The sequence below is a fragment of the Psychrobacter sp. JB385 genome (assembly GCF_900163785.1).
In the GTDB taxonomy this organism is placed as follows: domain Bacteria; phylum Pseudomonadota; class Gammaproteobacteria; order Pseudomonadales; family Moraxellaceae; genus Psychrobacter.
In genome coordinates this window covers 65,154-79,351 of sequence record NZ_FUKN01000005.1, presented here as the reverse complement: position 1 = coordinate 79,351, position 14,198 = coordinate 65,154, and the positions used below count along the sequence as shown (strand labels likewise).

Genomic DNA, 14,198 nt, shown 5'->3' with positions numbered 1-14,198 from the left:
TAGATTATGCCTTAAAAGTCAATTTTATAGAACCCTTGTATCCATTTAGTTTTACACAGGATTACACTTTGTCCTTGGCAAATAAACAGCAAAAATTATCATAGTTCATTATGCTAAAACGATTCATTTATCAGACGAGTCTTCTCATGGACAAAGAAAATCAGCAAAACCCCACACAAGATGTGCGCCATGACTATGAGCATTTGGCTCAGTTGGCAAACTTACGCTATGTCAGTGACAATGAGCCTGGTTATGGGCGCAGACGATGGGGACGCGGCTTTACCTATCGCGACGCAACTGGAAAAACAGTCAAAGACAAAGCACTACGTAAACGCTTTGATGCGTTGGTGATTCCGCCTATGTGGTCGGAGGTGTGGATATGCCAAGATGAAAAAGGCCATCTACAATCGACAGGCCGCGACGAAAAAGCACGCAAACAATATCTGTATCACCCTGAGTGGGATCGCGTGCGCGACCAAGCAAAGTTTGATGCCATGATTGGTTTTGCACAGGCCTTGCCAAACCTGCGCGCCCAAGTCGAACAGGATTTGGAGGCCACACCATTGTCACGAGCCAATGTCTTGGCAGCTGTGGTCAAGCTGTTAGAAACCACGCTCATTCGTATCGGTAATAGTCGCTATGCTAAGCTGAATAAAAGCTATGGTTTAAGTACACTGCGTAGCAAGCACGTCAGTCAAACTGACACAGGTCTGGCATTTGATTTTGTCGGTAAAAGTGCCAAGGAGCATCATATTGAGCTACAAGATGAGCGTTTGATTGAGATTGTACAAGCGTGCTCTGAGCTACCGGGTTATCAGATTTTTAAGTATCTGGATGAAAATGGCGACAAGCAAGTTGTTGACAGTAGTGATATCAATGAGTATCTGCGAACACATACTTGCACCGATGGTAAGAGTGGCAATATGTATAGCGCAAAAGACTTCCGCACATGGATGGCAAGTGTCCTTGCAGCCAGTCATTTATATGACGAGTTACAAACCTCTGACGGCAAAGCCATATTAGCCAGCGCACCTGACAGTGCCGAGCGCCAAAAGCTAGTCACTGATATGGTGAAAATGGTCGCAGAAGAGCTGGGTAATACGCCTGCGGTTTGCCGATCTTCTTATATCAATCCTATTATTATCCAGCGGTTTTTAGCGGGGCAATTTTTTGAGTCCTATAAGCAAGCACGCTGTGGACATACCAAAAAGCATCAAAGCTGTGAAGAAAAGGCGTTATTGGGGTTTTTGAGTAATGATATTTAATGAATAATTGAAAAAAGAAAGGTCGCTGATATCTGTACTCTAATGACGCCTGCTTGGCGTACAAAAGCTTTATCGGTTTATAGGAAAACTATGAAATAAAAATGATACGGTATGTATTGAAATAAGTATAAAAATGCGTTAATAATAGAGTATATGAAACAACAAGGTTTGAAACGGTCATAGGATATAACCGTTTCAACCATAGCCTCTATTGTTTTACCCGTTACTTATTATTGCTAAAGGATTAGCTTATGAATACCCTTTCCTCAAATACGTCGTCTGTCAGTCACCCACTTTCAGACGCATTGTCTGTAAACGCCGAGTCTTCAAAAACCGAGTCTTCGAACACTGATACAAATACTAAAAACTACAATGATTATTATCATAACTTTAGCATGGACGCGTTGCTGACAGAGATTTTTGGTGAGCATTTAGACGATCGTTTAAACGCCTATATGGCATGCTGTGGTCGTCACGTGCGCGATGGTCGTGGTGATATGACCGCACTGGTGCATGAAGATACCGCAGGCAAAGTGACCAAAATGACGTTTGCTGAGCTTGATAAAGCAAGCGCACAAGTTGCCAACCTATTGCAGTCTTATGGTGTCAAGGTAGGCGATCAAGTCGCAACCATGTTGCCTCGCACACCTGAGCTACTGACTATTGTGTTAGCCACATGGCGAATAGGCGCCGTATACCAGCCGCTATTTACCGCTTTTGGTTATGATTCAATCAAATATCGAATGGATAAAGCAGGCACCAAAGTTGTCTTTACCAATATCGATAACCGCAGCAAATTTGAAGACTTGGCTGACCAAACCAAAATGGTATTGGTCGGTAGCGAAAGTGATATACAAGCCGATGATCAGCAATGGGATGATGATCGCTATGCCAAAATGATGGCGATACAACCAGAAACGTTAGAACCTGTATTATTGGATATTAATGCGCCATTTTTACAGATGTTTACCTCAGGCACAGTCGGCAAGTCCAAAGGTGTCAGCGTCTCATTGACTGCGCTTCCTGCTTTTTATTTGTACATGCGCTATGCCATCGACTTACGTGACGATGATAATTATTGGAATATGGCAGATCCAGGCTGGGCTTATGGCTTGTACTATGCCATTACGGGGCCTTTGTTGCTGGGTGTGACTACTCACTTTAATGAAGCTGGCTTTGATGCTACCAATACTCGTGACTTTATGATGCGTCATAAGATCACCAATCTGGCCTCTTCACCAACGGCATTTCGCATGATGAAGTCGAGTGGTGTGTTTGATAATGTTAATGAAGACGCTCGTAACAATACTAAAGCTAAATTATCACTGCGCTGTGCCAACTCGGCAGGCGAGACCCTCAATACGGAAGTGGTTAATTGGGTTGAGACTTATTTGAACTGTAAGGTTTGTGATCAGTATGGTCAAACAGAGACGGGAATGACGTGCTGTGCGCATCATGCATTGGAACATGAGTCTCCAGTTGGCTCAATGGGAATGGCACTGCCAGGGCATACGCTCGTTGTATTAGATGACGATATGAACGTATTGCCTGATGGCGAGCAAGGGCAGTTAGCCGTCGTGGTGAGCCAATCACCCGCGTTTTATTTCCATGGTTATAGCTGGAATGAAAAACAAGCGTTCGCTGATGATTACTATTTGACGGGCGATGTGGTTGAGCGTCATAGCGATGGCAGTTATTGGTTTTCAGGGCGTGATGATGACATCATTATCACCGCAGGGTATCGCGTAGGGCCAACGGATGTTGAAAACACAGTCTTAGAGCATGAAGCCGTTGCCGAATCAGCAGCTGTTGGTATACCCGATGAGGTGCGCGGTCATACCATCAAATCTTATGTGGTATTAAAAGACGGTATTGAAGGAAGGGATGAGATTGCCAAGGAGATTCAAAACTTGGTACGTAAGCGCTTATCAACTCATGCCTATCCACGCGAAGTGGAATTTGTGTCATCTTTACCGAAGACACCAAGTGGCAAAATTCAGCGGTTCTTGCTACGTAGTTTATCCGCGGCTCAAAAGCCTATTTAAGAAAATACATTAAAAATGATTATAAGAAGGAGTAGTCATGCACATTGAAAAAAACAGCTTTTTGGTGACGGGCGGGGCATCAGGTTTGGGCGAAGCAGTGGTTCGCGCTATTATCGCTCAAGGCGGTAATGTCGTGATTGCCGATCTCAACGAATCGGCAGGACATGCTTTAATCAATGAGCTAGGTGATCAAGCACGGTTTGTACCGTGCGACATAACCAGTGGCGATGATGTGCAAGCGGCTGTCGATATGGCTGAAAAAGCGTTTGGCGGTTTACAAGGCTCCGTTAACTGCGCTGGCATCGCTGTTGTACAAAAATTGCTGGATCGTGATAATAATCCAGCCGATCTTGAGTCCTTTAGTCGCGGGGTCAATATTAATCTTGTGGGTTCATTCAATGTGGCGCGTCTGGTTGCTGCCAGTATTGCCAAGCGCGTCGCCAGTGAGGCGACAATGACGGCAGAAGGCAATACTGAAAAAAACAATGCGGATCAAGGTATTATTATCAATACGGCATCTATCGCAGCCTTTGATGGTCAAGTAGGACAAGCCAGTTACTCATCATCAAAAGCAGGCGTAGTGGGTTTGACTCTACCGCTCGCGCGTGAGCTTGCGCGTCATGGCATTCGTGTGATGACCATTGCCCCTGGCGTTTTTGCCACGCCAATGATGCAGAGCATTCCTGAAAAAGCGCGTGAACAGTTGGAGGCAGGCGTGCCTTATCCAAAACGTTTGGGCAATCCAACGGAATTTGCCAAACTGGTCACCCACATCATCGATAATGCGTATCTAAATGGCGAGGTCATTCGTTTAGACGGCGCGATTCGCATGGTGTGATGCTACATCACGTCTTTAAACAGAAAGCAGTAGCTCTAGCTATCTGATTCATCACTTTTGCATAAAACTTGGCATAGTGCTTTGATATATTATGATTCATTGCTATCTAGTATTGGTTATAAGGGTCAAAGTCTATGTCATTTTTTCACACACCTGCTGGTAAATATTCAAACTGGTTGTTTGTCGCGATAGGACTTGGCCTTGCTACAGTTGTGAGCGCCAGTGCTGTCATTTATATCAAGAGTTACTCAACACAACAATCCTCCATTCCTAATACGACTATCATCGATAAAGTCTTTGTTGACAAATCAGAGCGTCGTTTACAGTTACTGAGTGGCGATACAGTGATTAAGTCTTATCACATTGCGCTTGGTGGTAATCCTATTGGTCACAAGCAGCAAGAAGGGGACAATCGCACCCCTGTTGGTAGCTACACATTGGACTATAAAAACGAAAATTCTATTGCCCATCGCTCTATTCATGTCAGCTATCCTAACGCTGCTGATAAGGCACGTGCGCAGTCATTGGGTGTTGATGCGGGCGGCGATATTATGATTCATGGACAGATGAATGGCTTTGGTCATCTGGCTTGGCTGAATCAAAAACGCGACTGGACCGAAGGGTGTATTGCAGTGACGAATGAAGAGATGGATGAGATTATGGCGGCGGTAAATGTCGGAACACCTATCGAAATTGTTGAATAATGACCTCTTGGTTTTAAAACAAACCACCAAACCCTTCTCTTACTGGTACTTACGATATCAGTTGAACGACGCTTTTTATTATTCTTTGTCTGCTCTCTTGAAATATTGGCTTTATGTGCCTATTAAGTCTTTATGATGATATCATCACAATTAGTAAGGTTTTTTATCAAAATCAAAATTTTGATGTTACCAATAAGTCATTATTTATGGTTGACAACTCATATATATGAGTTGAAATCTGGCATGATATACCCTATATAGATGATAACTGACAATAATTGATACCTGATAAAATTGGTGGTTACCACCACAGTTTCGGTATCTTATTTTTTGTCAATCAATGAAAAATACTAATTATAAAAGGACACAAACATGAGGTTCGAAAAATTTACCCAAAAACTGCAATCGGCAATTCAAGAAGCCCAAAGTCTAGCGTTAGGACGCGATCATACAGGCATTGATCCCGTCCATTTGTTGGCAGTATTGCTGCAAGATGAATCTAATCTGTCGATTTGCCAACAAGCAGGCGCTTCTATTCCTGCGTTAAAAAATGGTGTGGCAAAGGCATTGGATAAGCAAGCAACGATTTCAGAGCCGACCGGTGATGTCAATTTAAACCCAAATTCCGTCAAAATTCTAAATTTAGCCGATCGCCAAGCACAAAAAGAAGGCGACGATTTTATTGCGACAGAATGGGTCATGTTGGCGCTTGCCGAACAAGGCGAAACCAAGAAGATATTTGAAAGTGCTGGCGTGACGGCAAGCAAGTTAAAGGTAGTCATTGAGCAATTGCGCGGTGATGACACGGTGAACAATCAAAATGCCGAAGATCAGCGTGATGCACTCAATAAATATACGATCAACCTAACTGAACAGGCGGAGCTTGGTAAGCTTGATCCAGTGATTGGCCGTGATGAAGAGATTCGCCGCACCATTCAAGTGCTTTCACGTCGTACCAAAAACAATCCTGTACTGATCGGGGAGCCAGGTGTTGGTAAAACGGCAATCGTCGAGGGCTTAGCACAAAAAATTATCAATGGTGACGTGCCTGAGGGATTACGTCGTAAAGAAGTACTATCGCTAGACTTAGGTGCACTCATTGCAGGGGCAAAATTCCGCGGTGAGTTTGAAGAGCGTCTCAAAAGCGTATTGAGCGACTTGGCTAAGCAAGAGGGCAACGTTATCTTGTTTATCGATGAGCTGCATACCATGGTCGGCGCTGGTAAATCAGAAGGCGCAATGGATGCAGGTAACATGCTCAAACCAGCATTAGCGCGTGGTGAGCTACACTGTGTTGGCGCGACAACGCTTGATGAGTATCGCCAATTTATTGAAAAAGATGCCGCGCTTGAACGTCGTTTCCAAAAAGTGCTGGTCGATGAGCCAACGGTTGAGGATACCATTGCCATATTGCGTGGCCTAAAAGAGCGTTATGAGCTGCATCATGGCGTCGATATTCAAGACAGCGCAATCATTGCTGCCGCTCGTATGAGTCATCGTTACATCACTGATCGCAAATTGCCTGATAAAGCGATTGACTTGATTGACGAAGCTGCCAGTCGCTTGCGTATGGAGATGGATAGCAAACCTGAGTCATTAGGCAAGCTTGATAGTCGCCTGATTCAGCTAAAAATGCAACGTGAAGTATTGAAAAACGAAGAAGACGCGGGCGCGCAAGCCGAGCGCAAAGTACTGGATGTACAAATTGATGAGCTTGAAAAAGAATACGCTGACCTCAACGAGATTTGGCAAGCAGAAAAGGCATTAGTCAAAGGCAGCCAGCAGTTAAAAGATGAGCTGGATAAAGCACGTATTGCTTATGACAAAGCCAGTCGCGAAAGTGACTATGAAACCATGAGCAAGCTGCAATACGAGACCATTCCGCAGCTAGAGCGACGTATCCATGAGTCTGATTTAGCTGAGCAAAAAGAGCAGACTGGTGAAGGCAATGGGGTAAAACTGCTGCGCAATAAAGTCACAGACAATGAGATTGCGGAAGTGGTTGCAGCAGCGACTGGTATCCCAGTCAGTAAAATGATGCAGGGCGAACGTGACAAAATGCTCGCCATGGAAGAAAAACTCCATGAGCGTGTGATCGGTCAAGATGAAGCGGTCGAAGCAGTCGCTAATGCTGTACGTCGTAGTCGAGCAGGATTGTCCGACCCGAATCGTCCGTCAGGTTCCTTCTTGTTCTTAGGGCCAACGGGTGTTGGTAAGACGGAGCTGACCAAATCGCTTGCGAACTTCTTGTTCGATAGTGAAGATGCAATTGTCCGTATCGACATGAGCGAATATATGGAGAAGCATAGTGTCAGTCGTTTGGTGGGTGCACCTCCAGGATACGTCGGTTACGAAGAGGGCGGTGCATTAACGGAAGCGGTACGCCGAAAGCCTTATAGCGTCATCTTGTTTGATGAAGTTGAAAAAGCGCATCCTGATGTGTTCAATATCTTGCTACAAGTTTTGGATGATGGGCGTTTGACAGATTCTCAAGGTCGAGTAGTTGACTTTAAAAATACGGTTATCATCATGACCAGTAATCTAGGGTCGCATAAGATTCAAGAAATGGTTGGCGAAAGCTATGAGGATATCAAAGCTGAAGTGATGGAGTCTGTGGGACAGCATTTCCGTCCTGAATTTGTCAACCGCATTGATGAGATTGTGGTCTTTCATCCACTTGGTATGTCACAAATGGCAGGTATCGCTGATATCCAGTTAGATCGATTGCGCAAGCGTTTGTATGAGCGTGAAATGGATATTGAACTCTCAGCAGATGCGATGAATAAGCTGGTTGCTGTGGGTTATGATCCTGTTTACGGCGCGCGTCCACTAAAACGTGCGATTCAGCAAGAGATTGAAAACCCATTGTCATTGAAGCTGCTGGCAGGTGATTTTGTCGCTGGTGATATTATCAAAGTCGATGTCGGCGCCGATGATAAGCTGGTTTTTGATAAACTGAGAATGAGCTAACAGTAAACGCTGAATAACGTTTTTATAAATATAAACCAACCCCTTACTTGCAATGGCGAGTAAGGGGTTTTTACGTTGTGTATTGGTATTATTTTACTTTTTTAACACGATGACTGTGCTATAAATAATTTAAGCTCTAACGACACCAACTTAACACGGACGGAGAGTAAAAGATGACGACAATCAATACAAGGTATATTAGTACACCGTTAACCCTGCCAATCATCATATCAGCACTACTATTTAGCACCGCTGCCTGCTCAAGTGAGCCAGCAGTTAATGCCACATCAGACAAACAAGCAAAAGCCTCTACTACAGAGTCGTCAATGAGTGCCAAAAAGCCTGCTTTTACGACTAAGGCCGTAGCTACCTTTGATGAGCCGTGGGCAATGGTAGCACTGCCCAAATCGAATAATACATCCCTCAAGTTTTTGGTCACACAAAAGACAGGTGAGTTGTTTATTGTAGATACCGTTACAGGGGCTAAGACAGAAGTGTCGGGTGTACCTAGTGTTGCTTATGGCGGACAAGGTGGATTGGGAGACATTGTACTTGCGCCAGATTTTGCGACCTCCAACAACGTCTATATCAGCTATGCAGAAGCAGGTACGGGCACTGACAGCAATAACTTTGGGGCCAAGGTTATAAAGGCCAAACTGTCAGGATTGAATACGGCCACGCCAAGTCTACAAAATATCACCCCAATTTGGCAACAAATACCAAAAGTAACTGGGCAAGGTCATTACAGTCATCGCTTGCTATTTTCACCTGATGGACAGTATTTGTATATCAGCTCAGGAGAGCGTCAGAAAAAAGACCCAGCGCAAGACATGAGTATGAACTTGGGCAAAATCATCAGACTACATCCTGATGGCTCGGTGCCAAAAGACAATCCATTTGTCAATGATAGCAATAAAATTGCCTCTCAGTTCTGGACAATAGGCAATCGTAATGTACTGGCAATGAGGTTCGATGAAAATGGCAAGTTATGGATAAGCGAGATGGGTCCAAAGGACGGTGATGAATTTAACTTAATTGAAAAAGGTAAGAACTATGGTTGGCCGATTGTGTCTAATGGACGCAACTATTCTGGTACGCCTATTCCCGATCATGATACTCGTCCTGAGTTTGAAGCGCCTAAAGTCACATGGACACCTGTTATTTCGCCCTCATCAATGAGTCTTTATACGGCTGGTATGAAAAACGATTTCCCAGCATGGCAAGGAGATTTCCTAGTTGGTGGCTTATCATCAAAGGCTTTAGTTGTAGTGGATGTTGACAATGATAATACTGCTTCTGAGCGTTATCGTTATGATATGGGTGAGCGTATTCGTAGTGTGCTGACTGTAGATGGGCAAGTGTGGGTACTAGAAGACGAAAGTGACAGTAAGCTGCTGCAATTGATACCAGAGTAAGATGTTTCTCGCCCGAGGTTTATTTTATTGGATCAAAAACCAGCTCTAAGCACAAAAATTAATAGGCAAACTGACGTAGATATTACTACCAAGTTTGTCTATTTTTTGTAAAATTGCATACGGATATGCAGCATAATTTTATAGTATGTCTATTAGTAACGAAATTGTAAGTATTTGAATTAGATTTGATAATTATGAGCGACCTTGTTAAGGTGGCCTTTCTAAAAAATCGAGGCTAATAAATAATGGATCATGTAAAGGTTGGCAGATTAGGCCCATTCCCCCGAGTTAGTAAACCTGTGTTTATTACTTCGGCATTACTTATCGTAGGGTTTATTATTTTTGGTGCTTTTTTCACCGAAACAGCAGGAACACTATTTACTTTCTTACAAAATTTTATCACTGACAAGTTCGGCTGGATGTTCACCATTTTGATGAACTTGGCGCTGATCTTTTGTATTTACCTTGCAGCGAGTCGGTACGGTGATATACGTTTAGGTCAACAAACAGAGAAGCCAGAATACAGTCTATTCTCATGGATTGGCATGTTGTTCTCGGCTGGCATTGGTATTGGATTGGTATATTGGGGCACTGCTGAGCCGTTGTATCACTACATGGCACCGCCACTTGGCGAGCCAGAAACGATAGATGCGGCCAAGCAAGCAATGAGTATCTCATTTTTGCATTGGGGTTTACATGCTTGGGCCATTTATACCATTGTAGCGTTGTCGTTGGCTTACTTCCATTTTCGTCGTGGTTTACCGCTCTCCATTCGCTCAACCCTATATCCCATATTAGGCGAAAAAATTTACGGTCGCTGGGGTCATACGGTTGATATCTTGGCGGTGTTCGGTACGATGTTTGGGGTAGTGACTTCTTTGGGTCTGGGTGTTATGCAGATCAACTCAGGTCTAGAGAATTTATTTGGTATTCCCAACAACTTGACAGTACAGTTTATTACTATCGCCTTTGTGACTGCACTTGCCTGTGGGTCTTTGATGCTTGGTCTTGATAAAGGTATCAAGCGCTTAAGCGATATTAATATGGGTTTCACAGGTATACTTTTGGCCTTTATGGTGATTTTAGGGCCAACCTTATTTATTCTTGATAGCTTTCTTGAAAATATCGGAAATTACGTAGTTGATTTAATACCTTTAGCAACATGGGGTGAGTCTTATAGTAATACAGACTGGCAAAGCAGTTGGACCATGTTCTACTGGGCATGGTGGGTAAGTTGGGCACCATTTGTAGGGGTGTTTATTGCTCGTATCAGCCGTGGTCGTACGATTCGTGAGTTTGTACTGGGTGTCCTATTAATTCCAATGGTACTTTTGTTTTTCTGGTTTACAACCTTTGGTGGTGTGGCTATCCACATGGAAATGCTTGCAGCGCTTGATCCAGCCCTTGCCAATCCAGGATTGGTAGAAGCGGTACAACAAGATATGGGCAGTGCCATTTTTAGATTGGTTGAGTATTATCCATTTACTAAACCGATTACGCTACTTATCGTCGTGATGATTATCTTGTGGTTCGTTACGTCATCAGATTCGGCAAGTTTTGTGATTGATATGTTGACTGCTGGTGGTGATACCAACCCACCTAAGATTCAGCGTTTGTTTTGGGCGATTACAGAAGGTTTGATTGCTGCTATTTTGTTAGCCGCTGGCGGATTGGGCGCTTTACAGGCAGCAGCCATCGTTGCGGGACTGCCGTTTGCTTTGGTCATATTTTTGATGATGTATGCGTTGCATCGTGGTTTGGGTCGAGACCGACTGATACTTTATCGGGCTCAGCAGCACTTTATTACTGAAGAGTCTGCCGATCATAACTCAGCCAACGAATTTGCCGACGAGCACTTATTAAAAGGCCCGCCTAAGATTATAAAGGACGAGTAGTTCGCGAGTAAAATATCTATCATATGATGGTTATTGAAAAAAAATCCTAAGACACATGAGTGTTTTAGGATTTTTTATGTTTGTATGGCCAATAATTTTTTTTAAAGCACTCAGTTGTCTGAGCATGATTTTAAACCCTTGAGCGCGGTATTATTTACATTCACCTTTTACATAACCTACCGCTTCAGGCATATTGCAAGCAGAGCAAGCATTGCCCGCTGTACGATAACTGATTACTGAACCGACTTTGGTTTTTACACAGACGGGATCATACTGCATGGTACACATAGTATCTCCAGCACTCGCATTAGAAGGCGGACATTGAGTGAGGCTGCCTTGCGGTAGTGTATTGCCGGTCTTGGCTGGCTGAGTAGGTGTGGTATTGGTCTTGTCTGGACTCGGTAAGTAACTACAATTTGTCAGTGCCATTGTCAGGGTTAAACCAAGTAAAGAAGATTTAAGCAAATTGATCATCATGGTATGTCCTTATAAGATGAAGATAGGGATTTTATTACTGACGTTCTGCTGTCGTATTGATAGTAGCGCATTTATAAGCGACCATCTATAGGGTATCATTTTAAAATATATCGAGGCTAATGAGGTTAAAAGTATCAATAAAAAAGCCCAAGCTTGTCAGACAGCTTGGGCTTTGATATGAATATTACTGTTATCAAAATATTAAATAAGCGAGCTGACTTTATTCAGCTGGCTTATCGTCTTTGTTGATTTGCACGTATTTATCAAAGTTTTGCGCATAATCGGTTAAGTTATCGCTTAACATTTGACGATATTGTTTGACATAAAATTCAACGATATCGTCTTTTTCTTTGGCAAAGTCGTCGCCCTTAATAAAACCGATAGAGGCAACTGATGCGCTATAGCGTGCGGCTGCATACAATAAAGATGCACCCACTTGTCCAGAATGTGCTTCTGGCCCCAATTGGCTATTTGCAACACCAATGATGGCATCCGCGCGCTGGTAAAATGCCTGCATTTCAGGGGTAATCTCAATGTTTGCATCAACATTGTTGTCTTGAGTGTTGTTGTCTTGCGACATAAGCGACTCCTAATAAGTGTCAGAATGTTGAGTTTATAAAAATGGTTTATAAACGATATAAAATAAGATTTCTATAAACCAGCGTCTGCTTTTAAGATCTCAGCTTTGTCTGTTTTTTCCCACGTGAAGGCGGTTTCTGAGCCCAAACGACCGAAATGACCAAAAGTCGCGGTTTGCTGATACATTGGCTGTAATAGATTGAGCATGCGAGTAATGCCATAAGGACGCAAGTCAAAATGCGTACGAATCAGACGAATGATCTCATCATTGCTGATTTTATTGGTGCCAAAAGTATTGACAGAAATAGAAGTCGGTTCAGCGACACCAATCGCATAGCTGACTTGGATTTCACAGCGCTCAGCCAGTCCTGCTGCTACGATGTTCTTTGCCACATAACGCACTGCATATGCCGCGCTACGATCTACTTTTGAAGGGTCCTTACCACTGAATGCACCGCCGCCATGACGCGCCATACCACCGTAAGTATCAACAATGATTTTACGACCTGTCAATCCTGCATCACCAACAGGGCCACCGATGACGAATTTGCCAGTTGGATTGATGTGATAACGTGTACCCGCATGTAGTAGCTCAGCTGGTAATACGTGCTTAATGATAGATTCCATCACTGCTTCTTGTAAATCATGCTGCGATATGCTGGGATCATGCTGGGTTGATAAAACAACGGCATCAACGGCGACAGGCTTATTGCCATCATATTTTAGGGTGACTTGCGCTTTGGCATCTGGACGTAACCACGGTAGCTCTCCTGCACGGCGTAGCTCAGACTGACGCTCCATTAAGCGATGAGCGAATTCGATAGGAGCGGGCATTAAGACGTCAGTTTCGTTACTGGCATAACCAAACATCAAACCTTGGTCACCTGCGCCTTGTTCTTCAGGATCACTGCGATCAACCCCTTGAGCAATTTCGGGAGATTGCTTACCAAGCATATTGATAACGGCACAAGTCTCGCCATCAAAGCCCAAATCTGAATGATGATAACCGATGCCATTCACAGTATCACGGACCAGACGTTCCAAATCGATATTGGCAGTTGTAGTAATTTCGCCTGCTAATATCACTGCACCCGTTTTGACCAATGTCTCGCAGGCCACACGTGCATGTAGGTCTTCACTCAAGATAGCATCAAGGATAGCGTCTGATATTTGGTCAGCCATTTTATCAGGATGGCCTTCACTCACAGATTCTGAGGTAAATAAGTTGTATTCACGCATAATGGGATCGCTTAATTGCAGGGACTGTAGTTTACGCACTCAGTCATTATTAAATGTATAGAAAAATAAAAGGTGAAAAAGAATCAAAAAATTAGCGTATTTTAACGTGTATCGAGGCAAAACTCTAGCGATGGATGGTATTATGAGGTAACCGAGCCTGGATCAAGGGCGATAAAAGTCATCGATATCACTATTTTCTTGCCAACGATATTCGGTATAGATAGCAATGTGACGTGCAATCTCTACATCGTGTCTGTCAGCAATAAAACCAAGTGCCATGTCCATGCCAGCACTCACACCTGATGACGTATAGAATTTATCATCGACTACCCAGCGTGCTTGTTTTATCCAGTTGACTTGCTCAGATTGCAATATTACCCATTGCCATGACAGCTTGTTAGAGGTGGCGCGCTTGCCATCCAAAACCCCAGCCTTTGCCAACAAAGCGCTACCAGTACAGACGCTAAGCACCCAATCCGCTTGTTCGACAAGCGCTGTGAGGATCTGCAAGAAAGGCTTATTATGTACCAATTGCCTAGTACCCATCCCACCTGGTACCAATAAAATATCAGTCTGATCCTCTAATTCTGCGACGGCAGTTGTTTGCATAGCAACGCCATGCTTGCTGCGAATAATACCACCGGTCATCGAGGCAAATTGAATGCGATAATGCTCAGGCATACTTCCAAACATCTCAATCGGCCCAAACAAATCCAAGGTTTCAAAGTCGTCAAACAGCAGTGCAGTAATCGTATTCATTTGATTTTCCTT

11 protein-coding genes are annotated in these 14,198 nt (G+C 43.7%); 7 read left to right on the top strand and 4 right to left on the bottom strand.

Going from position 1 to position 14,198, the window contains the following annotated elements; translation table 11 throughout:
- Positions 1–146 precede the first annotated feature (146 nt).
- The 7 genes from CZ794_RS02490 (at position 147) to CZ794_RS02460 (ending at position 11,132) form a co-directional block, all read left to right on the top strand.
- Complete coding sequence (locus CZ794_RS02490; RefSeq protein WP_087040059.1) at positions 147–1,265, top strand: DNA topoisomerase IB; 1,119 nt, start codon at positions 147–149, stop codon at positions 1,263–1,265.
- A 395-nt stretch (positions 1,266–1,660) separates the two neighbouring features.
- Positions 1,661–3,310, top strand: a complete 1,650-nt coding sequence (locus CZ794_RS02485; protein WP_373407885.1) for an AMP-binding protein — start codon at positions 1,661–1,663, stop codon at positions 3,308–3,310.
- 37 nt (positions 3,311–3,347) lie between these two features.
- The gene (locus CZ794_RS02480; protein WP_087040057.1) at positions 3,348–4,148 is read left to right on the top strand and encodes an SDR family NAD(P)-dependent oxidoreductase; all 801 of its coding nucleotides are present in this window, start codon (positions 3,348–3,350) and stop codon (positions 4,146–4,148) included.
- Between the two features lie 134 nt (positions 4,149–4,282).
- A complete protein-coding gene (locus CZ794_RS02475) occupies positions 4,283–4,852 on the top strand; it encodes a murein L,D-transpeptidase family protein (protein ID WP_087040056.1) in 570 nt (189 codons plus the stop codon).
- Positions 4,853–5,224: 372 nt separating this feature from the next.
- Entirely contained in the window at positions 5,225–7,822 is a 2,598-nt protein-coding gene (clpB, locus tag CZ794_RS02470) for an ATP-dependent chaperone ClpB (RefSeq protein ID WP_087040055.1), read from the top strand.
- Between the two features lie 173 nt (positions 7,823–7,995).
- Positions 7,996–9,237 (top strand): PQQ-dependent sugar dehydrogenase, encoded by a 1,242-nt coding sequence (locus CZ794_RS02465; RefSeq protein WP_087040054.1) that lies wholly within the window; start codon positions 7,996–7,998, stop codon positions 9,235–9,237.
- Between the two features lie 245 nt (positions 9,238–9,482).
- A complete protein-coding gene (locus CZ794_RS02460) occupies positions 9,483–11,132 on the top strand; it encodes a BCCT family transporter (protein ID WP_087040053.1) in 1,650 nt (549 codons plus the stop codon).
- Positions 11,133–11,282: 150 nt separating this feature from the next.
- Here CZ794_RS02460 and CZ794_RS02455 read toward each other — a convergent pair whose 3' ends face one another.
- The 4 genes from CZ794_RS02455 to CZ794_RS02440 form a co-directional block, all read right to left on the bottom strand.
- Complete coding sequence (locus tag CZ794_RS02455; protein ID WP_256958840.1) at positions 11,283–11,609, bottom strand: hypothetical protein; 327 nt, start codon at positions 11,607–11,609, stop codon at positions 11,283–11,285.
- Positions 11,610–11,829: 220 nt separating this feature from the next.
- Complete coding sequence (locus CZ794_RS02450) at positions 11,830–12,189, bottom strand: DUF3144 domain-containing protein (protein ID WP_087040052.1); 360 nt, start codon at positions 12,187–12,189, stop codon at positions 11,830–11,832.
- A 71-nt stretch (positions 12,190–12,260) separates the two neighbouring features.
- Positions 12,261–13,427, bottom strand: a complete 1,167-nt coding sequence (gene metK / locus CZ794_RS02445) for a methionine adenosyltransferase (protein WP_087040051.1) — start codon at positions 13,425–13,427, stop codon at positions 12,261–12,263.
- Between the two features lie 162 nt (positions 13,428–13,589).
- Entirely contained in the window at positions 13,590–14,186 is a 597-nt protein-coding gene (locus CZ794_RS02440) for a DJ-1/PfpI family protein (protein ID WP_087040050.1), read from the bottom strand.
- Between the last annotated feature and the right edge of the window lie 12 nt (positions 14,187–14,198).

What these genes read in the sequence shown, in the direction of transcription:
- CZ794_RS02490 (WP_087040059.1), top strand. Translation starts at nt 147, where the DNA reads ATGGACAAAGAAAATCAGCAAAACCCCACACAAGATGTGCGCCATGAC.
- CZ794_RS02485 (WP_373407885.1), top strand. Translation starts at nt 1,661, where the DNA reads ATGGACGCGTTGCTGACAGAGATTTTTGGTGAGCATTTAGACGATCGT.
- CZ794_RS02480 (WP_087040057.1), top strand. Translation starts at nt 3,348, where the DNA reads ATGCACATTGAAAAAAACAGCTTTTTGGTGACGGGCGGGGCATCAGGT.
- CZ794_RS02475 (WP_087040056.1), top strand. Translation starts at nt 4,283, where the DNA reads ATGTCATTTTTTCACACACCTGCTGGTAAATATTCAAACTGGTTGTTT.
- clpB (WP_087040055.1), top strand. Translation starts at nt 5,225, where the DNA reads ATGAGGTTCGAAAAATTTACCCAAAAACTGCAATCGGCAATTCAAGAA.
- CZ794_RS02465 (WP_087040054.1), top strand. Translation starts at nt 7,996, where the DNA reads ATGACGACAATCAATACAAGGTATATTAGTACACCGTTAACCCTGCCA.
- CZ794_RS02460 (WP_087040053.1), top strand. Translation starts at nt 9,483, where the DNA reads ATGGATCATGTAAAGGTTGGCAGATTAGGCCCATTCCCCCGAGTTAGT.
- CZ794_RS02455 (WP_256958840.1), bottom strand. Translation starts at nt 11,609, where the DNA reads ATGATGATCAATTTGCTTAAATCTTCTTTACTTGGTTTAACCCTGACA.
- CZ794_RS02450 (WP_087040052.1), bottom strand. Translation starts at nt 12,189, where the DNA reads ATGTCGCAAGACAACAACACTCAAGACAACAATGTTGATGCAAACATT.
- metK (WP_087040051.1), bottom strand. Translation starts at nt 13,427, where the DNA reads ATGCGTGAATACAACTTATTTACCTCAGAATCTGTGAGTGAAGGCCAT.
- CZ794_RS02440 (WP_087040050.1), bottom strand. Translation starts at nt 14,186, where the DNA reads ATGAATACGATTACTGCACTGCTGTTTGACGACTTTGAAACCTTGGAT.